Origin of the sequence: Paraconexibacter algicola (assembly GCF_003044185.1) — a bacterium.
GTDB classification, from domain to species: Bacteria; Actinomycetota; Thermoleophilia; order Solirubrobacterales; family Solirubrobacteraceae; genus Paraconexibacter; species Paraconexibacter algicola.
Genome location: NZ_PYYB01000001.1, coordinates 499,962 through 518,783, shown reverse-complemented (window position 1 = coordinate 518,783; position 18,822 = coordinate 499,962). Strand labels below are relative to the sequence as shown.

Below are 18,822 nucleotides of genomic sequence, written 5' to 3'. Positions count from 1 at the left end.
GACGGGCGCGGGCGCGCCGTCAGGCCCGCTTGCAGGTCGCGTACCGCGTGGTCTTCACGCGGCGCTTACCACCCTTCGTCGTCCGGGTGACCCGGACCGTCACCCGGCCGCTCCGCGTCGCCGGCAGCCGCAGCGTCGCGACCAGTCGGCCCTTGACGCGCCGGACGCGCGCCCGCTTGCCGGCGAGCGTCACCGTGGCCCGGCGCGTGCCCTTCGGCAGCCGCACGGTCACCGTCCGGGTCCGGCAGGTCGCCGGGGCGGTCGGCGTCGGCGTCGGCGGGGCCGGCGCGGTCCCGGGCGGCGTGATCGGCGCCACGATCGAGAACGACCGGGTGGCGGTCGCCGAGACGTTGCCGCGACGGTCGGCCTGCGCGACGGCGATCGTGTGCGCGCCGACCGCGAGCGCCGTCGGCGTGCACGACCAGCCACCGTCACCGCCCACGACGGTGGAGCAAAGCGTCAGCGGTCCCTCGGTGACGGTGAGCGTCGCGCCCGGCTCGCCGGTGCCCGTCACCGCCGGGGTGGCGGTCAGGGCGGCGTCCGCCACGGGCGCGGTGATCACCGGGGCCGCCGGCGCGGTCTGGTCGGGGGCCGCGGCGCCCACCGCGAGCGAGCGCAGCGGCACCCCGAACGGCCCGATCTCGGTGGCCGCCCCGTCGGCGAGCCGCAGGCGGTAGAGGCGGCTCGTCCCTCCGCTGGTCAGGGCCGCGAGCGCCTCCCCGGAGGACTCGCCGCCCGCCGCCGTGACCGTCGCGTCCGGCGGGAGGTCCAGGGAGGACAGGACGCTGAAGTCCAGCGGCGCCCCGCCGACCGTCACCGGCCGCTCCGCGACCTGGGTCCCGCTGTTCGGGGGCAGCTGCACCGCGAGCGTGTCGTTCCCCGCCTTCAGCGCATACAGGGTCGTGGTCGCCGCACCCGCGAACGGGTTGGCGAACGACGCTCCCGAGACCCCGGCGCTGCCCGGGTCCGGCTGGACCCCGGGATTGGCGGCGTCCCCGTCCACCGGGAAGCCGGTGATCGGGTTCACCCGCGCGTTGAGGCCGGCGGACGCCGTCAGGCGCACCCGATCGGTCGTCGGGTCGACGTCCATCCCGTAGCCCGTCACGGCCGGGGAGGCGAGGTCGACGGCTGCGCCTGCGGCCGTGATCCAGCTGAGGACGCTCGTGCCCCCGATGACCGTGACCGCGCCGGACACCGGGTCGACGCGGTAGAGCGTGCCGGTGTCGGCCAGCGGGTTGACGCCGATCCCGTACAGCAGGCCGTCCGCCGGCCGCCACGCGACCGCCACCATCGTCTCGCCCGAGGCCATGCCCAGGATGCCGGTGGCCAGCGCCGATCCCGGGGCGGTGGAGGTGATGCGCGTGAGCGTCGTCCCGTCGCTGCTCAGCCCGACGACCGGGTACCCGTCCGCCTCGTCGCGCTGGAGCGCCAGCCCGATCGCCGGCCGCGTCCCGTCCCCGAGCCGCCCGACGAGCGTCGCGGACCCGGTCGGCAGGTCGATCCGGTAGAGGCCGGTCTCGCCCGCGACGGTCAGGGTCGCGTACGCGACCCCGGATGCCGCCGCGCCGTTGGACGCAGCGCTCACCGCCGGGTCGATGTCGAAGCCGACCGACGCGGCGAAGTTCAGCGGCGCGCCGCCCAGCGTGACCGGCCGCGAGCCGGTCTGCGTGCCCGCGTTCGGCGGGTTCTGGATCGCGATCGCGCGGGTGCCGGCGTCGATCGTGTACTGGGTCGTGATGCCCGCGTTCGTGATCCGGCTGCCCGTGTACGCGGTCTCGGACACGCTGGTGCTGGCACCGTTGATCGGGCCGTCGGGATTGGCGCCCGCGGCGGAGCCGGGGGCTCCGCCGAAGTCGCCGTCGATGTTCAGCCCGGTGTTCGGGTTGACCCGGAAGTTCAGCGTCCCGGCCGTGACGCGGACCCGATCGGCGGCGGGGTTGACGTCGACCCCGTACTGCACGGTGGCCGGGTCCGGGAGGTCGACGGGCGTCGCGCCGTTGGCCTGGACGGGCAGCACGTTGCCGACGGTGCCGATCGCCCGGGCGACACCGGTCTGCGGCGCGATCGCGTACAGCGTTCCCGTGTTCGCGCCCGCGTTGACGCCGAGACCGAGCAGCGTGCCGTTCAGCGGGCGCACGTCGATCCCCACCAGCGTCTCGCCGGCGGCCACCCCGGTGACCGACACGGCGGTCGTCGCCTGCGGTGCGGCGGGGTCGAAGACGAGCAGCTGCGGACCCGCGACGAGCGCGAACGCGCGGTCGCCGGGAGCTGCCTGAGCCGACCCCGCGACCACCGCGAGGAGGGCGAGGCTCGACAGGACGGCACGACGGAGAGCGGACATGGAACCTCGAACGGTTGCGCGGACGCGCCGACCCTAGCCGCCAGAGGGCGTCCGCGCGACCCGTGAGACCGGGTCGCGACCCGGGTGCGACCCGGCCCGCTCAGACCCCGACGGGGACGCGCGGCGCGGGCGCCGCGGCCGCCGCGCGCTCCATCGCCTGCCAGGACGCGTTGGCGCGCCGCTGGGTCAGCGCCAGCCGCGCGCAGGCCGCGAGGTAGCGGTGCGGTGCGGCGTGGTTGCCCAGGAACAGGCGGCTGCGGCGCAGCCACAGCGGCATGTGCCGGTTGCAGTCGAGCATGTTCTGCGAGGTGACCACGAGGGCGCGGGCGAGGTCGATCGCCTGCTCGGGGTGCGGGACCGGACGGCAGACGCGGTTGCGGCGGTCGTCGTCGAGGTCCATCAGGTCCAGGTGCGCGATCAGCGCCGAGCTGAACGTCTGCTGGCACATGAAGATCGGCTGCAGCGTGACCCGCCCGGGGGCGTACACGGGCACCGGCTCGTTCTTCGCCAGGCCGTTGGCGGAGCAGTCGACGTAGAGCGTGTCGGCGGGGCACGCGACCTCGCCCTCGACGAGCTCGATCCCCGCGCTCGTGACGCGCTGGACGCGACCGAGCCGCACGACGTCCTCGACGAGCCGCAGCTGCGCGAGCTCGCTGCGGTCGACCGTCGCGCAGCGCCACTTCGTCGGCGTGCGCGACTCGTCGAAGCGGAAGATGATCCCCTCGCGCTCGAGCTGGTGGAAGGCGTCCTGCACGACCCGGCCGTCGGCGATGCTGCGCAGCATCGACACGACCGTGTCGAGGACGATGTCCGGCCGCATCGCGCCGCGGTCCAGCAGCCACGCGTCGTTGGGCATCACCCAGCGGATGCGGTGCGGCGCGACGCCGTTGTCCAGGAGGAAGAGGATCGCGTCGATGCCGGTCTTCCCGGCGCCGATCACGACGTACTGCTCCCACGGCCGCTGCAGCCGCGCGAGCTCGTTCGGCGGGACGAGCGTGACGTCGGGGTCGACCTCGTAGCGCGGCGGGCACATCGACGGGACCTGCACGCCGCTGTACGTGCCGTCGACGACGCGGCGGCGCGCGGTGACGGTGGTGACGCGATCGCAGTCGACGGTCGAGACGATCCGGCCGTCGCCGACGTGGTCGCTCATCGGCAGGAACCGCACGCGGCCGGTGCGCACGAAGCGGTCCATCGCGGTGCGGAAGTAGGCGAGGATGTCCGCGCCGGCGCTGAGGTCCTCGCCGCCGCGACCGAGGCTCGTGGACTGCAGGCCGTAGTAGACGGCGGGCTGGTGCAGGCGCACGTACGGGTAGGCGTCGTTCCAGTGGCCGCCGGGATTGGCGTGCCGGTCGACCATGACGATCTGCGCGGTGGGGTCCTCGGCGAGGATCACGTCCGCGTAGCCCATGCTCATGGCGCCTGCGCCGAGGATGAGGTAGTCGGTCTCGATGTGCTCGGTGGTCATGGTTGCTCCCGGGGCTGCTGGTGACCGGACCGACGCTACGGCGCGGCCGGTGCGCCGCACATCGCCCCTGCGGGGTCAATCAGGACTCATTCGGGGTGAATCACGGGGGACGGCGCGGGGCACCGGCCCCGCGGGTCAGCGGCCGAGGAGCTCGAGGATCTCGCCGATGGCGTGGTCGCGGTCCATCGGGTGACGCAGTGGCGCCTGGCGGTTGACGCGGTAGTGGTTGCGCCGCCCGTCGCGCTCGCGCTCGACGTACCCGCCCTCGATCAGGTCGCTGACGATCCGCTGGGCGGCCCGCTCGGTGATCCCGACCGTGTCGGCGATGTCGCGCATCCGCATGCCGGGGTCACGGGCGACGCAGAGGAGGACGTGCGCGTGGTTGGTGAGGAAGGTCCAGTCGCCCGCCATGTCCGTCAAGCCTACGGGCAACAGGGGTCGGCAAGCCGTCCTTCCGGTGACGCGATTTGCGAAACGTGACATAGAACACACGACTCGTGACACACGACAGCAAATACATGTATTGTCCTTCGCGTCATACATGTCGTCTTCTGCGAAGGAGTTGCCGTGCACCGTTCCGACGTCGTGACCCCGCCCGCTCCCCGGCCCGCCGTGGCCGACGCGGCGCCCCCGCGCAGCACGCCCGGACCGTGGGCGCGCAAGTACGTCGCGCCGCCGCCGGACATCGCCATGACGATCACCCCGGCCGGCGCCCGCGCCCGCGCAGCCCAGCAGGTCGGCGCCCACATCGCGACCGAGCTCGAACGCGGCCGCTCGCTCTACTGCGTCGTCCACGACCCGGAGATCCTGGCCCGCCTGGGCGGCTTCGACGGCCGCGCACTCGCGACCCCCGGCGCGGAGGGCATCGCACCGTGAGCGCCCTCCTACCCCTCGCGGTCGGCGCCCCGGCGCTCGCCGGGATCGCGGTCCTGCTGGCGCCCGCCCGGTGGCTGCGGTCCGGCGGCGCCCACGCCGCGGCCGCCGGCTCGCTCCTGGGCCTCGCGCTCACCGTCGCGCTCGCCGTCGACGTGCTCGGCGGCGGGCCGGTCACCTGGACCCCCGGCGGCAGCCCGGACGGGCCGGGCCTCCTCGCCGACCGCGTCTCGGTCCTCCTGCTCCTGCTCGTCCTCGGCGTCAGCGCCGTCGTGCAGGCCTACACCGCCCGCTACCTCTGCGGCGACCCGCGCCAGCGGCGCCTCGTCGTCACCGCCGCCGGCACCACCACGGCCGCCGCCGCGATGGTCGGCGCCGCCACCCTCACCGTCCTCGCGGCCGCGTGGTGCGCCGCCGGCCTGGGCCTGCTCGCGCTGCTCGCGCAGCGCGCCGACCTCCCGGCCGCCTGCGTCGGCCTGCAGCGGACCGCGCGGACCTTCGCCATCGGCGACCTCGCGCTGCTCGCCGCCGTCGCCATCGTCCTCGCCACCGCCGGTGACCCGTCGCTGCGCGACCCCGGGGCGGCCGCCGCCGCGCTCGACACCGCGACCGTCGCCGGCGTCGACGCCGCGACGCTCGTCGCCTGCCTGCTCGTGCTCGCCGCGATCGCGCGCTCCGCGCTGCTGCCGCTGCACCGCTGGCTGCCCGCCACGCTCGCCGCACCGACCCCCGTCTCGGCCCTGCTGCACGCCGGGCTCGTCAACGCAGGCGGCATCCTGCTGGTGCGGCTCGCCCCGCTCGTCGACGCCTCCGCACTCGCCCTCGGCCTCGCCTTCGCGGCCGGTGCGGCCACCGCGGTCCACGGCACCGCCCTGATGCTCACCCGTCCCGACGTCAAGGGCGCCCTCGCGCACTCGACCGTCGGCCAGATGGGCTTCATGGTCCTCGCGTGCGCGCTCGGCGCCTACGCCGCCGCGCTCCTGCACCTCGTCGCGCACGGCATGTACAAGGCCACCCTGTTCCTCGGGTCGGGCTCCGTCGTGCACGCCGACAAGCGGCGGGCCGTCGCCGCCCGGCCCGGCCCACGCGGCGTGCGCTGGGCGCCGCCCGTCCAGCTCGCCGCCGCCGCCCTCGTCCCGGCGGTGGCGATCGCCGCCGCGTTCCTGACCTACGCCGCCGACCTGCTCGGCCACCCCGGCACGCTCGTCCTCGTCGCGTTCGCCTGGGCCACCGCCGCGCACGCCGCGCACGCCTGGCTCACGAGCACCCCCGGACGACCGCTGCTGGGCCTCGCCGCCGTCGCGGCGGCGTGCCTCGCCTACACCGGCCTGATCACGGGCGCCGACGCCCTGCTCGCGCCCGCGCTCCCGGACCCCGGCGCCACCGTCAGCGCCTGGTTCGCGCTGGTGCCCGCCGCCATCCTGGCCGCCGGCCTGCCGGTCCTGCGCTCCCGCCGCGGCGCGCAGCTGAGCGCCCGGCTGTACGTCCGCGCGCTCGAGGCCGGGCGCACCGCGCCCCGGCCGCGGCGCGACCCGGCGCTCGCCCGCCGCGCCCATGCGCCCGTCGTCACCCGGCCCCCGCGGGTCCGTGACGGCGCCCTCGACGACCGCAGCACCACCCACCACGACGCCCCCAGGAGCGTGCCCGCATGAGCTACACCGACACCGACCGGGTGCGCCTGCGCGCCCAGGTCTCCTCCGCCGCCACCGCGCTGCACGCCATCTGGCCGCTGCGCACCTTCATCGCCGTCAACCCGCTCGGCGGCCTCCAGCACGAGCCGTTCGAGCAGGCGGTCGCGCGCTCCCGGCGCCTGCTCGGGATCGACGGCCACCTGCCGCTCACCGACTACCGCGCCCACCACGACCGCGGTCGCATCACCAGCGCCGACCTCGACGCTGCGCTCCACCGGCGCCTGCCCGAGCTCGGCGGCCTCCCCGACCTCGAGCTCGACGGGACCACGGTGCCGGCCGTGCACGCCCTGCGCGCCGACCTCCTGCACGGCCGCGACGTGCCCGCCCCGCCCGTGCTCCCGCGCGGCGCCGGGGAATGGTGCGACCGGCTGCTGGGCACCGACATCGCCGCCGCCGTCGACGCGGAGGTCGCCAAGTGGCTCACCGCCTTCTGCGACTCCGGGCACGCCGCCTGGGCGATGCCCGGCCGCGAACGGGGCCTGTACGCCGCCTGGCGCGCGCTCGTGCCGCACGACGCGGCGCTCGACCGGCTCGGGCTGCGCGACGTGCTCGCCGCGCCCGCGGTGCGCGCCGAGGACGCCGTGCTCGCCGCCCTGACCGCGCTGCACGTGCCCGACGCCGAACGCCGCGCCGAGCTGCGCGGACAGCTCGCCCGGCTGCCCGGCTTCACCGGGCACGTGAAGTGGTGCGCCGAGCACCCCGACCAGGCACCGCACCCGGCCGACCTCGTCGAGCTGCTCGCCATCCGGCTCTCCTACGAGGCGCCGCTCGTCAGCGCCGCCACCGCCGGACTCCTCCCCGAGGGGACCGCCGGCCTGCGCGCACTGGTCGAGCAGGACCTCGCCCCGCACGCCGCCCCGGCACCCGTCGACCCGATCGGACGGCACGTCCGCGCCGCCCGCGTCGCCCGCGTGCTCGGCGCCCACGCGGCCACCGAGCAGGAGCTCGAGGCGTGCAGCGCGGTCCTCGAGCGGCTGCCCGCCGCGGACCGGCCGTGGGTCTGGCAGGACGCGTTCGAGTGGCACTACCGCGACGGCCTGCTCGCGCAGCTGGCACGCGCCCCCGACCCGGACCCGGCACCGTCCGGGCGGCCCGACGCGCAGGCCGTCTTCTGCATCGACGCGCGCTCGGAGGGCCTGCGCCGTCACCTCGGCGACCGCGGCGCCTACGAGACGTTCGGCTTCGCCGGCTTCTACCAGCTCGTGATCCGCTGGCGGCAGCTCGGCAGCGACCACGAGGCGCGGCTGTGCCCGGCCCCGGTCACGCCGACCAAGGCGATCACCGAGCGGCCCGTCACCGGCACCGAACGCGACGCCGCCCGAGCGATGGCCACCGCCGGGCACTACGACGCGCTCGACCACGCCTTCCACCGGGCCCGGCACGGGCTCGCCTCCCCGTTCGCGCTCGCCGAGGCGTCCGGCTGGCTCGCGGGCCCGCTCGCGGCCGCGCGCACCGCCGCCCCGGAACGGGTCGGGCGGCTGCGCGACCGGCTCGCCCGCCGGACCCGCGTCATCGCCGCCGACCCCACCGTCGCCACCCCCGACGAGCAGGAGGCGGCCGCGCTCGTCGCCGAGACCGAGCGGCAGGCGATCCGCGCCGCGCTCGGCCGTCCCGGCCTCCCGGAGGAGCGCTGCGAGGACCTGCGCCTGCAGGCCCTGCGCGGCGAGGCCCCCGACCTCGCCGCCCGCGCCGGACTGACCCCGCACGCCCACGCGCAGCGGCTCGCCGACGCCGCCCGGCTGGGCTTCGACCGCGACGAGCAGGTCCTCTGGGCCGAGTTCGCCCTGCGCTCGTTCGGGCTCGTGGACCGCTTCGCCCCCGTCGTCCTGCTGACCGGGCACGGCAGCCGGACCGAGAACAACGCCTACGAGGCCGCCCTGGACTGCGGCGCGTGCGGCGGGCAGCACGGCGGCCCCAACGCCCGCATCGCCGCCGCGCTGCTCAACCGCCTCAGCGTCCGCGTCGGCCTCGCCGAGCGCGGGATCCGCATCCCCGACGACACGGTCGTGATCGCCGGACACCACGACACCGCCACCGACCGCGTCGAGATCCTCGACCGTCACGCGATCCCCGCCGGGCACCGCGACGCGGTCGACCGGCTGCAGGCCGACCTCGACCGGGCCGGGGAGGCGCTCGCCGCCGAGCGCGCACGGCGGCTGCCCGGCCCCGACCATCCGCGCCGGCGGGCCCGCGACTGGGCGCAGATCCGGCCCGAGTGGGGGCTCGCCCGCCACGGCGCGTTCGTCATCGGACCGGGGGACATGGTCGCCGGCCTGGACCTCCAGACCCGGACGTTCCTGCACTCCTACGACTGGCGCGCCGACCCGGACGGCACCGCCCTGGAGACGATCCTCACGGCGCCCGGGCTCGTCGTGCAGTGGATCAACGCCCAGTACTACTTCTCCGCCGTCGACCCGGACGTCCTGGGGGCGGGGGACAAGGCGCTCCACAACGTCGTCGGGGACGTCGGCGTCCTCGAGGGACCCGGAGGGGACCTGCGGATCGGGCTGCCGTGGCAGTCGGTCGCCGTCGGCGACGAGCTCTACCACGAGCCGCTGCGCGCACTGTTCGTCGTGCAGGCCCCCCGCGCGCGCATCGACGAGCTGATTGCGCGCAACGACCTGCTGCAGCACTACGTCGACGGCGGCTGGATCGCGCTCGCGGCCCGCGAGTCCGCCGACGACCCGTTCCACCAGCGCACCCCGGGCGGGCCCTGGGTGCGCTGGACCCCTGCCACCCCCGTCCTCGAGGAGATCGCATGAGCACCCCCACCGCCCTGACGCCGATGACGAAGGTCGAGGTCGTCCTGCGCGGCGCCGACGTCCCGAGCGCCGTCGAGCTGCTGCGCGCCGCCGGCGCCACCGGCTACACGAGCATCAACGGCGTCTCCGGCTTCGGGCACGACGGCTACCACGGGGGCCGCCTGCTCTTCAACGACACCGACGCGCTCTCGCTGCTCATCGCGGTCATGCCCGACGACCGCGCGCACGCGGCGATCGCCGGACTGCGCGAGCTGTTCGAGGACCGCCCGGGCGTGCTGTTCGTCTCGCCCACCGCGGTCTGCCGCTCCGAGCACTTCACCGCGCCGGCCTGACCGGTCCGCGCCACCGACCACCGACCCTCCAGGAGGACCCTGCCGATGTCCCTCACCGACCGCCGGCTGCTCGTCACCGGCGTCGCCTCACCCGAGTCCATCGCCTACGCCGTCGCCGAGCGCGCCCTCGACGACGGGGCGCACGTCACCCTCACCGCGCCGCCGCGCGACCTCGACCGCTGCCGCGACCTCGCCCACACGCTGCCCGGGGACGTCGCGGTCGTCTGCGCGGACCTGACCTCGACCGAGGACCTCGACGCGCTGCAGCGCCGCCTGCGCGCCGACGGGGGGCCGCTGCACGGGGCCGTGCACGCCGTGGCCTACGCGCCCGCGGAAGCGCTCGACGGGCCGTTCGTCGAGGCCGGGCAGGCCGGGGTCGAGCTGGCGTTCCGCACGTCCGCCTGGTCCCTGGCCGGTCTCGCCCGCGCCGTCGCCCCGCTGTTCCCGGCCGGGGGCGGCTCGCTCGTCGGCATGACGTTCCACAGCGACGGCGCGTGGGCGACCTACAACTGGATGGGCGTGTGCAAGTCGGCGCTCGAGGCGACCAACCGCTACCTCGCCCGCGACCTCGGGACGGTCGGCGCGCGGGCCAACCTCGTCGCCGCCGGACCCTTGCACACGCGCGCCGCGGGCGGCATCCCCGGCTTCGACGCGCTCCTGGACGCCTGGGAGCGGCAGGCCCCGCTGCGCTGGGACGCCACCGACCCGGGGCCGGTCGCCGACGCCACCCTGTTCCTGCTCGACGACGCGTCCCGCGCCATCACCGGGGAGGTCCTGCACGTCGACGCCGGGTTCCACGCGATGGCGGGCGCGGTGCGGTCCGCCTGAGCGGCCCGCCGCCGGGGCGCGGCCGGTCGAGTCCGGCGCGCGCCTCAGCGGCGGCCGGCGAGCGCCCGCCGGGGCCGGGCGACCGGCGGCTCGGCGGCGGGCGGGGACGGCGGGTCCTGCGGGACGCGGCCGAGCAGCGGCCCGGTCGCGAACGTCGTGATCAGCGCGACCAGCACGAACACCGCGAACAGCCGCTCGTCGATCAGCCCGGCGTCGAGCCCGACCGTGAGGACGAGGATCTCGACCAGGCCCCGTGCGTTCATCAGGACGCCGACCGTCAGGGCGTCCGAGCGGGAGAGCCCCGCCCACGCCGCGGCCGCCGTGGCGGTCAGGAGCTTGGCGGCGACCGCCACCACGAGGACGAGCGCGAGCATCCCGAGACCGTCGGAGCCCAGGGTGGTGACGTCCAGGCGCAGCGCCGGAACCGCGAAGTACAGCGGCAGCAGCACGGCGAGCGCGACGACCGCCCGGCGCGAGCGCAAGTCCGCGGCCAGCTCCGCGCGCGGACCGGCCGGCAGCACGAGGCCGTACAGGAACGCACCCGCGACCGGATGCAGCCCCGTCACCTCGGTCACCGCGGCCGCGAGCCCGAGGCCCGCGACGAGCACGCCGAACCGCCCCGCCGGCGCCGACGCGGCGCGCAGCACGACCGGGGCGAGCACCCGGGCCAGCGCCACCACGACGAGCACCCCGGCGACCGCCGCGGCGACCGTTCCCGCCGGGCCGTCGCCGACCCCGCCGTCGCGCCCGCTCACCGTCACGGCGATCGCCAGCGCCGGCCACACCAGCGCCTCCTGCGCCGCGGCCGCGGCGAGCGCGACCCGGCCCGGCAGCCGGTCCCCGAGCCCGCGCGCGTCGACGATCCGGGCGAGGACCGGGAAGGCCGTCACCGCGATCGCGGTCCCGACGAACAGCGCGAACGCCGCCAGCGGCGGATCACCCGACACCTCGCCGTGGAGCGCGAGCGCGAGCGCCGCCCCGGCGGCGAACGGGAGCGCGAACGACGCGAGCGCGACGCTCGTGGCGGCCCGACGGTCGCGCCGCAGCGCCGTGAGATCCAGCGACGCGCCGACCGCCCCGAGGTACGCGACGACGCCGACGAGGCCCGCGGCCTTCATCACGTCGCGCGCGTCCTCGGTGAAGATCGCCGCCGACGGATCGCCCGGGGCCAGACCAAGCAGCGAGGCGCCGAGCACGAGCCCGGCGAGCACCTCGCCCATCACGCGGGGCTGCCCGAACCGCTCGAGCAGCCCGCCGAGCGCCCGGGCGACGACCACCACGAGCAGGCACGCGAGCACGATCCCGGCAAGGGCGTCCACGACCGGAGTACGGGCGCGGACGCGCCGCGGCGCGGCGATCGGGCGTGCCGGGACTCGCCGACCGGGCCGCGAGCGGTCGCCGCGCCCGTACACTGCCGCGATGCTCACGAGGGGTCGGGTCGTCGCACTGCTCACCGCCGCGCTGCTCGGCACGGGGGCGAGCGCCGGTCCCGCGACCGCGGTCGGCCCCGTCACGGACGCCGCGTTCGCGCCGGTCGACACCCCGGGCGCGCCGCTCACCGTCGACCCCGCCGCCGTCGAGCGCGCGCTCGCCTGCTCGCCCGGCGTGACGGGCGCGACCCGCACGCCGGTCCTGCTGCTCCAGGGGACCGGCGCGACCGCGAAGGACAACTGGTCGTGGACCTACCAGCCCGCGTTCGACGCGCTCGGCGTCCCGTGGTGCGCGCTGGACCTGCCCGAGCACGCCACCGCCGACATCCAGCAGGCGGGCGAGTACGTCGTCCACGCCCTGCGCACGATGGCGGCACGCGCCGGCCGGCGCGTGTCGATCGTCGGGCACTCCCAGGGCGGCATGGTCGGGCGCTGGGCGCTGCGCTGGTGGCCCGACACCCGCGCGCTCGTCGACGACCTCGTCGGCTTCGCGCCGTCCAACCACGGCACCACCCGCGCGGTCTGCAGCGCCGAGGACCCGTGCAGCCCGGCCGGCTGGCAGCAGCGCGACGAGTCCGACTTCATGCGCGCGCTGAACTCCCGGCAGGAGACCTTCGCGGGGATCTCGTACACGAGCATCTACACGCGCGTCGACGAGACCGTGCAGCCCAACCAGGACGCGGAGACCGGCTCGTCGTCCCTGCGCACCGGGGACGGGGCGCGCACGAACGTCGCCACCCAGGACATCTGCCCGGCCGCCGCCTACGAGCACCTGCTCATCGGCCTCGTCGACCCGGTCGCCTACGCGCTGGCGATCGACGCCCTCACCCACGACGGCCCGGCCGACCCGGCGCGGATCGACCGCGGCGTCTGCCTGCAGGTCCTGCACCCGGGCATCGACCCCGTGACCGCGCCCGCCGACGGTGCTGCCGCCGCGATCTCGTTCCAGAGCTACCGGGCGCGCACGGTCCCCGCCGAGCCCGCGCTCGCCTGCTACACCACCGCCTCCTGCCCGCGGTCCGCTCCCGCCGCAGCCTGCACGCCCGCCCGCCGCACGACCGTGACGCTCGCCCGGCTGGCCCGCGTGCGCGTGACGGTGAACGGCCGGCGGACCGCCGTCACGCGCACGCGCACCGGCCGGGTCCGCGTGCGGCTCGACCTGCGCCGCCGCGCCGGCACGACCGTCGTCGTCCGCGCCCGCGGCACCGACGCGCGTGGCCGCCGCGTCAGCGTCGTGCGGCGCGTCGTGGTCTGCGGCTGACCGGCGGACCGGCGCTCGCCGGGAACTCCGCAGGCGCGACCGGCGTTGCAGCAGGCATGAGTACCATCGACGCGGGCGCGTTCTCCGCGATCTACGAGCGCCACCACGACGCGATCCGCGGCTACCTGCGGGCGCGCGTCCGCGACGACGCCCTGGCGGACGACCTCACCGCCGAGACGTTCGCGCGCGCGTTCGCCTCCCACGACCGGTTCGTCGACCAGGGCCACGGCGAGCGGCCGTGGCTGTTCACCATCGCCACGAACCTGCTCCGCGACGAGCTGCGCGCCGGGACCCGGCGGCAGGCGCTCCTGGACCGGCTCCCGGCCGAGGGGCACACCGCGCCGCCCGAGCCGGCCGGCCCGGCCGACCCGCTCCTCGCCGGGGCGCTGCGCGACCTGCGCCGGGAGGAGCTCGAGGTCCTGCTGCTGAGCGCGTGGGCGGACCTCTCCTACGAGGAGATCGCCGCCGCGCTCGACGTGCCCGTCGGGACCGTGCGCTCGCGCCTGCACCGTGCGCGCCGCCACCTGCGCACCGCGCTCGCCGCGGGCATCGCGGCGGGCGTGGCGCTCGTCGCGGTCCTCGCGCTGCTGCCCACCCGGGACGGGCGGGGCCCGGGCGTGCCCGGCACGCCGCTCCGCGGGCCCGTGTCGGCCGCCGCCGCGTGCGCCGAGCCCGGGCCCGCCGGTCGGTGCCTGCGCGCCGTCGGACTGCTCGCCGGGCTGCAGACGCTGCCGGGCAGCGGCGACGTGCTCTACGAGCGGGGCAGCACGACGCTCGCGTCGTTCCTCGTCGGCGGCCCCCCGCGCGAGGACCGTGGCAACCAGATCCCGTTGGCGAGGGCGCGCAGGCCGTTCTCCGTGTCCCGATGGGTCGTCGAGGAGCGCTGGGTCGCCGCCGACGGCAGCGGGCGGTTCGCCGCCACGGGCGTCGGCCGCGTGCGGCTCGACTCGGCCCGCGACCGGGCGGCCTGGCGCGCGGCGGGCTCCCCGGATCTCGAGCGGCTGATCCCGCAGGTCCCGTCGCCGGACCCGGCCAGCTCCGCCTTCCCCGCGGGAGCGGCCGGGACCGCGCTGCTCGGCGCCAACGGCCTGAACGACGAGCTCGCGGGAGACGATCCGCTCCGCGGGCTCTCCGAGGACCCGACGGTCCTGGCCGGGCAGCTGCGCGAGAAGGCCTGGTCGGGCCGCGACGCCGGCGACGGCGGCTGCCCGTCGGCCGCCGCCCTGACCGACTGCCCGCCGGCCGTCCGCGACGAGGTCCGCCGGACCGCGAGCGGCTTCGCGATCACGCTGCTGGGCTACCCGGCGGCCGGGCCGCGGCTGCGGGCCGCGCTCGTCGAGGTCCTGCGCCGCACGCCGAGGACCCGCGGCCTGGGCCTGCGCCATCTGCCCGACGGGACGCGCGTCGCCGTGATCCGCCTCGACCGGGCCTGGGCGGCCGACGGGCTCGACGTCCTCGCGTTCGACCCCTCGACCGGGGCGCTGCGCGGCACCGGCACGACCGGCGAGGACGACACCCTGCGCTGGTTCGCCACGACGAACGACGTGCGGGCGCGCGTCCCCGCGGTCGGCCGGCGGCCGTAGCGCCGGGCGCTCCGGCGCGGCCCTGCGGACATCGCGCGGCCGTCCCTGGGACAGCTCGCGTGGCGAGGCCATGCGGTCGGCGGCGCGGCGTCGCGCCGCGGCGACGGGGCTCGTCGGAGGCGGTTCTGCGACGTCATGTCGAGGTCAGCCGAACGAAAACTCGGCCAGTGTTCATCGGCATTTGGGTGTGTTTCTCCAACTTGAGTTGCGTGTTCCGCCAAATGATGTGGTAGAAAACCCGCCGTCCCGGGGTTCCCGGGGTTCAAGGACAAGCGGCAGGACACGCCGCACGACGAAAAGGGGTTCCACCATGGCGGCACTGCCGCGTAGTCCCCGGCACATCAGTGCTGAGGGCTTCTTCAAGACCCGTGTGGCCGCACTCGCGGCCCTCGGGCTCCTCGCGCTTCCGGGCGCTGCGCTCGCCGACGGCTCCGCGGCCGTCCAGGGCGGGAAGCTGACGTTCAACGACACGAGCGCGGTCGGCGCCGCGCTGACCCTCGCAAAGGGTGGCGCGGCCAACGAGGTCATCATCCGCAACACCGCGGGCACCGGCATCCTGCCCGGCACGGCCGGCTGCGCGCCGACCGCCGGCGGTGTCGGCGACACCCTGCCCGGAACGGCCGCGCAGCGCCTGGTGTGCTCCGGTGTCACGGAGATCGAGCTCCTGCTCGGCACCGGCAACGACGACGTCGACCCGACGGCGGATGCGCCGGCGAACGACATCGACGTCCCGATCTCCGCGTTCGGCAACGACGGCAACGACACGATCCGTGGCGGCCTGGCGGCCGACGTCCTGCGGGGGCAGGGCGGGGCGGACACCCTGTTCGGCGACTCCGGTGCCGACGAGCTCCGGGGCGGCGCGCTCGACGACGTCCTCGCGGGCGGCGACGGCAACGACAGGCTCTTCGGCGAGGCCGGTGACGACGACCTCGACGGGGGAGAGGGCAACGACGAGTTCACCGGTGGCACCGGTGACGACGACGTGCTCGCCCCCACGGCGGCGTCCACGAACGGCAACGACACGTTCATCGAGGCTGTCGGCGACGGTCAGGACGAGTACATCGGCGGCGCCGGCGTCGACGAGGTCACCTACGAGGCCTACTCGATCCTCGACGGCGGCGTGACCATCAACGCCAACGGCAACCTCGCCAGCGGTCCTCAGAACGACCGTGTCGCGCGCGACATCGAGTCGCTGACCGGCGGTGGCGGGAACGACACCCTCGTCCCGAACGTGCTCGCGGCCGGCAACCTGCACTCCAACGGCCGCATCGACGGCCGCGGGGGCGAGGACACCGTCGACTTCTCTGCCCGCAACACGAGTGTCGCGGTGAGCCTCGACGACGTCGACAACGACGGCGGGGGCACGGGTCTCGCCACGCCGAGCCCGATCAACGAGCAGCTCGACGTCCGGTCGACGGTGGAGAACGTGCTGGGCAGCCAGCGCAGCGACACCATCACGGGTTCCGCCGCCGACAACGACCTGCGTGGCAACGACGGCGACGACGCGATCAGCGGACTCGGGGGCGACGACGACCTCTTCGGCAACGCCAACAACGACACGCTGAGCGGCGGGACCGGGAACGACGAGCTGGACGTCGACGGCAGCGGCGCGGCCAACGGCGCCGACTCCCTCGACGGTGGCGACGACCGGGACACCGTGAGCTACAGCTCGCGCGCGGCCGGCGCGATCGTCATCAACCAGGACGGAACGGCCAACGACGGCGCGATCGGCGAGCAGGACAACGTCCGTGCCAACGTCGAGGTCCTCACCACCTCCGCCAACGGCGGTGCGGACACGGTCACCGCCTCCGGGGTCGACAACCTCATCACCACGTTCGGCGGCATCGACGTCATCAGCGCCGGAGGCGGCGCCGACGAGGTCGACGCGGGTGAGGGGGATGACACCGTCGACGGCGGGGCCGGCAACGACCTGATCAACGGCTTCGGTGGCACCGACACGCTCGATGGCGGCACCGAGAACGACACGATCAACGGCGGCAACGACGGTGACGACATCGGCGGTGGCGCCGGCGACGACATCCTGCGTGGCAACGCCGGGAACGATCTCGTCGAGGGTGAGCTCGGCAACGACGTCATCGACGAGGAGGGCGGGGCGAACGGTGCCGACGACCTCTCCGGCGGCGACGGGACCGCCGACACCATCGACTACTCGGCGCGCCTGGGTGGCGTGACCGTCCACTTCTCGAACCTCGTCGGCAGCGACGGCGAGGCCGGGGAGGGTGACGACGTGGACGGCTCGTTCGAGAAGATCGAGACGGGCAGCGGGTTCGACCTCGTCGTGAGCGACGACGAGCCCGAGACGATCAACACGCGCGGCGGAGACGACGTCGTCCAGTCGGCGGGCGGTGTTGACATCATCAGCACGGCTGGCGGCGACGACGTCGTGAACGCAGGCGCGGGCGACGACGAGGTCACGGCCGGCGACGGCGCGGACACCGTCGACGGCGGGGTGGGGAACGACACGTTCTTCGCGAGCGACGCCACCAACTTCGGCGGCTCGAGCGACACGTACACCGGCGGTGCCGACGTGGACACCGTGTCCTACGCCGGTCGCGGTGACGGCATGCAGATCACCCTGGACGGCGACCCCAACGACGGCACGATCTTCGGGGACTTCCCGGAGAACGACAACGTCATCACGGAGAACGTGACGGGCGGTGCCGGTCCGGACTCCATCGTCGGCAGCTTGGGAGACAACACGCTGCTCGGTGGCGGCGGTGCCGACGACATCGACGGCGCCGAAGGCATGGACACCGTCGACGGCGAGGCCGGAGCGGACGTGCTCGACGGCGGCGAGGGTGAGGACACCGTCAAGGGTGGCGCCGGTCCGGACGACCTGCGCGTTCGCGACCTGACCGACGACACGCTCGACTGCGGGACCGGGAGCGACTCGGTCATCGCGGACCTGCTGCCGCTGGACGAGACGCCCGGCAACTGCGAGGTCGTGACGCGCAACGACGGCACCGGGCCCGTCGGGCCGACGGGTCCGGCCGGTCCGACGGGTGCGACCGGCGCGACCGGAGCCCCTGGCGCCCCCGGCGCCACCGGGCCTGCCGGGGCGAACGGCACGAACGGCACCAACGGGGCCGCGGGCCCGCAGGGGCCGGCCGGCACCAACGGCACCAACGGCACGCCGGGTCCGGCGGGTCCGGCGGGGGCCACCGGCGCGAAGGGCGACAAGGGCGAGAAGGGTGACCCCGGGTTCACCTCGTCGATCACGGTGCGGAGCACCCGGGCGGGGCGCACCATCTCGGTGCGGGTCGTCCGCCGCGGCCGCGTCGCGAAGAACGTGACCGTCTCGCTGCGGGTCGGCAAGACGACGCTGCGCAAGAAGACGAACGCGAAGGGCGTCGCGTCCTTCAAGGTCGCCAAGCGTGGCACGGTGACGGTCACCCGCATCTCCGCCTAGCCACGAACGGCAGGGGTACGGGGGCGCTCCTCGGAGCGCCCCCGTGGGGGGCCCGGAGATGCCGCCGGCGCCCTCCGCGCAAAGCGTCGTCGTACCCAGACGGCGCTTCGCGGGGAGGGGTCGGCGGAGATCGCCGGACCGATCGAGCGGAACCCCCGGTCGCGAAGCGCGACTCCGATTCTGCTCTCCCGAGTCCAGCGGGGCGCGGTCCTCGGACCGTGCCCCGTTGGCGCTTACGTGGCATTGTCCACCGGACGAGTTGACAATTGCGCGGACTGCACCACAACTCGTCGAACAACAGCAAGGGTCGCACTATGACCAGTACTTCTCATTGCGGTTCAATGAGCGCTCGCACGCGGGGAGCGTGGTCCAGGAGTGAGGGTGGGGATAGGTCAGGTGCGAGACGCGTCGCGTGCTGGAGGTCTGCAGGGTGACGAGCACATCGAGGTGCTCGGGTGGGTCAATCGCCAGCGCATGGCCGCTGGACGGGACCCGATCGACGCCCTGCCCCGCGGGCGCCCCTGCGATCCCGGTGGCTGTCCCGTGTCGCTGGGCGTCGGCGCCGGACCGATCGGGCCCGAGCTCGACCACCAGGGGCGGCGGTTGCCCGCTGCGGTCCGCCAGTTCCTCGCTGCGTTCGACCTCGGCCTGCTGCCGGAGTACGAGCAGGACGCAGGGCAGCCCTGGGATCCCGCCCCGTCGCAGGCGCGATCACGAAGCTGAACGGCGTTGTAGGCGCGTCGCCGTTCCTGAAATCCGCTGGCGCGGGGGCGCTGCAGGCTTCGCACCGCTTGGCGTGCGCGCGCTGCGTCAAATGTTGCGC

The 18,822-nt window shown here is 75.6% G+C and carries 13 protein-coding genes; 9 read left to right on the top strand and 4 right to left on the bottom strand.

The window, feature by feature from the left end; genetic code table 11:
- Positions 1-19: 19 nt before the first annotated feature.
- From C7Y72_RS02405 to C7Y72_RS02395, 3 genes are all read right to left on the bottom strand, one after another.
- Complete coding sequence (locus tag C7Y72_RS02405; protein ID WP_107567028.1) at positions 20-2,341, bottom strand: DUF4394 domain-containing protein; 2,322 nt, start codon at positions 2,339-2,341, stop codon at positions 20-22.
- A 100-nt stretch (positions 2,342-2,441) separates the two neighbouring features.
- Complete coding sequence (locus C7Y72_RS02400) at positions 2,442-3,809, bottom strand: NAD(P)/FAD-dependent oxidoreductase (protein WP_107567027.1); 1,368 nt, start codon at positions 3,807-3,809, stop codon at positions 2,442-2,444.
- Positions 3,810-3,944: 135 nt separating this feature from the next.
- The gene (locus C7Y72_RS02395; protein ID WP_107567026.1) at positions 3,945-4,220 is read right to left on the bottom strand and encodes a helix-turn-helix transcriptional regulator; all 276 of its coding nucleotides are present in this window, start codon (positions 4,218-4,220) and stop codon (positions 3,945-3,947) included.
- A 156-nt stretch (positions 4,221-4,376) separates the two neighbouring features.
- Between C7Y72_RS02395 and C7Y72_RS23025 the strand changes: the two genes are divergently transcribed.
- Genes C7Y72_RS23025 through C7Y72_RS02375 form a run of 5 tightly spaced genes read left to right on the top strand, consistent with a single transcriptional unit; the run spans position 4,377 to position 10,295 of the window.
- Positions 4,377-4,685 carry a hypothetical protein gene (locus C7Y72_RS23025; protein ID WP_158276587.1) on the top strand — a complete coding sequence of 103 codons (309 nt, stop codon included), beginning with the start codon at positions 4,377-4,379 and terminating at the stop codon, positions 4,683-4,685.
- Entirely contained in the window at positions 4,682-6,334 is a 1,653-nt protein-coding gene (locus tag C7Y72_RS02390; protein WP_158276586.1) for a proton-conducting transporter transmembrane domain-containing protein, read from the top strand. The genes C7Y72_RS23025 and C7Y72_RS02390 overlap by 4 nt, the downstream gene beginning before the upstream one ends.
- Entirely contained in the window at positions 6,331-9,135 is a 2,805-nt protein-coding gene (locus C7Y72_RS02385) for a DUF2309 domain-containing protein (protein WP_107567024.1), read from the top strand. The genes C7Y72_RS02390 and C7Y72_RS02385 overlap by 4 nt, the downstream gene beginning before the upstream one ends.
- Complete coding sequence (locus tag C7Y72_RS02380; protein WP_107567023.1) at positions 9,132-9,467, top strand: P-II family nitrogen regulator; 336 nt, start codon at positions 9,132-9,134, stop codon at positions 9,465-9,467. Before C7Y72_RS02385 ends, C7Y72_RS02380 begins: the two co-directional genes overlap by 4 nt.
- Before the next feature lie 45 nt (positions 9,468-9,512).
- The gene (locus C7Y72_RS02375; protein WP_107567022.1) at positions 9,513-10,295 is read left to right on the top strand and encodes an enoyl-ACP reductase FabI; all 783 of its coding nucleotides are present in this window, start codon (positions 9,513-9,515) and stop codon (positions 10,293-10,295) included.
- Between the two features lie 44 nt (positions 10,296-10,339).
- Here the strand turns inward: C7Y72_RS02375 and C7Y72_RS02370 are convergent, their stop codons facing one another.
- Positions 10,340-11,614 carry a cation:proton antiporter domain-containing protein gene (locus tag C7Y72_RS02370; RefSeq protein ID WP_158276585.1) on the bottom strand — a complete coding sequence of 425 codons (1,275 nt, stop codon included), beginning with the start codon at positions 11,612-11,614 and terminating at the stop codon, positions 10,340-10,342.
- 100 nt (positions 11,615-11,714) lie between these two features.
- Here C7Y72_RS02370 and C7Y72_RS02365 point away from each other — a divergent pair, with 100 nt between their 5' ends.
- From C7Y72_RS02365 to C7Y72_RS02350, 4 genes are all read left to right on the top strand, one after another.
- The gene (locus C7Y72_RS02365; protein WP_107569535.1) at positions 11,715-12,986 is read left to right on the top strand and encodes an esterase/lipase family protein; all 1,272 of its coding nucleotides are present in this window, start codon (positions 11,715-11,717) and stop codon (positions 12,984-12,986) included.
- A gap of 56 nt (positions 12,987-13,042) precedes the next feature.
- The gene (locus tag C7Y72_RS02360; protein WP_107567020.1) at positions 13,043-14,569 is read left to right on the top strand and encodes an RNA polymerase sigma factor; all 1,527 of its coding nucleotides are present in this window, start codon (positions 13,043-13,045) and stop codon (positions 14,567-14,569) included.
- A gap of 310 nt (positions 14,570-14,879) precedes the next feature.
- The gene (locus C7Y72_RS23020) at positions 14,880-17,999 is read left to right on the top strand and encodes a beta strand repeat-containing protein (protein ID WP_158276584.1); all 3,120 of its coding nucleotides are present in this window, start codon (positions 14,880-14,882) and stop codon (positions 17,997-17,999) included.
- Between the two features lie 474 nt (positions 18,000-18,473).
- Entirely contained in the window at positions 18,474-18,722 is a 249-nt protein-coding gene (locus C7Y72_RS02350) for a hypothetical protein (RefSeq protein ID WP_146175216.1), read from the top strand.
- Positions 18,723-18,822 lie beyond the last annotated feature (100 nt).

Coding starts and splice junctions, on each gene's coding strand:
- C7Y72_RS02380 (WP_107567023.1), top strand. CDS start 9,132: ATGAGCACCCCCACCGCCCTGACGCCGATGACGAAGGTCGAGGTCGTC.
- C7Y72_RS02365 (WP_107569535.1), top strand. CDS start 11,715: ATGCTCACGAGGGGTCGGGTCGTCGCACTGCTCACCGCCGCGCTGCTC.
- C7Y72_RS02360 (WP_107567020.1), top strand. CDS start 13,043: ATGAGTACCATCGACGCGGGCGCGTTCTCCGCGATCTACGAGCGCCAC.
- C7Y72_RS02385 (WP_107567024.1), top strand. CDS start 6,331: ATGAGCTACACCGACACCGACCGGGTGCGCCTGCGCGCCCAGGTCTCC.
- C7Y72_RS23020 (WP_158276584.1), top strand. CDS start 14,880: ATGGCGGCACTGCCGCGTAGTCCCCGGCACATCAGTGCTGAGGGCTTC.
- C7Y72_RS02400 (WP_107567027.1), bottom strand. CDS start 3,809: ATGACCACCGAGCACATCGAGACCGACTACCTCATCCTCGGCGCAGGC.
- C7Y72_RS02375 (WP_107567022.1), top strand. CDS start 9,513: ATGTCCCTCACCGACCGCCGGCTGCTCGTCACCGGCGTCGCCTCACCC.
- C7Y72_RS02395 (WP_107567026.1), bottom strand. CDS start 4,220: ATGGCGGGCGACTGGACCTTCCTCACCAACCACGCGCACGTCCTCCTC.
- C7Y72_RS02350 (WP_146175216.1), top strand. CDS start 18,474: ATGGCCGCTGGACGGGACCCGATCGACGCCCTGCCCCGCGGGCGCCCC.
- C7Y72_RS02405 (WP_107567028.1), bottom strand. CDS start 2,341: ATGTCCGCTCTCCGTCGTGCCGTCCTGTCGAGCCTCGCCCTCCTCGCG.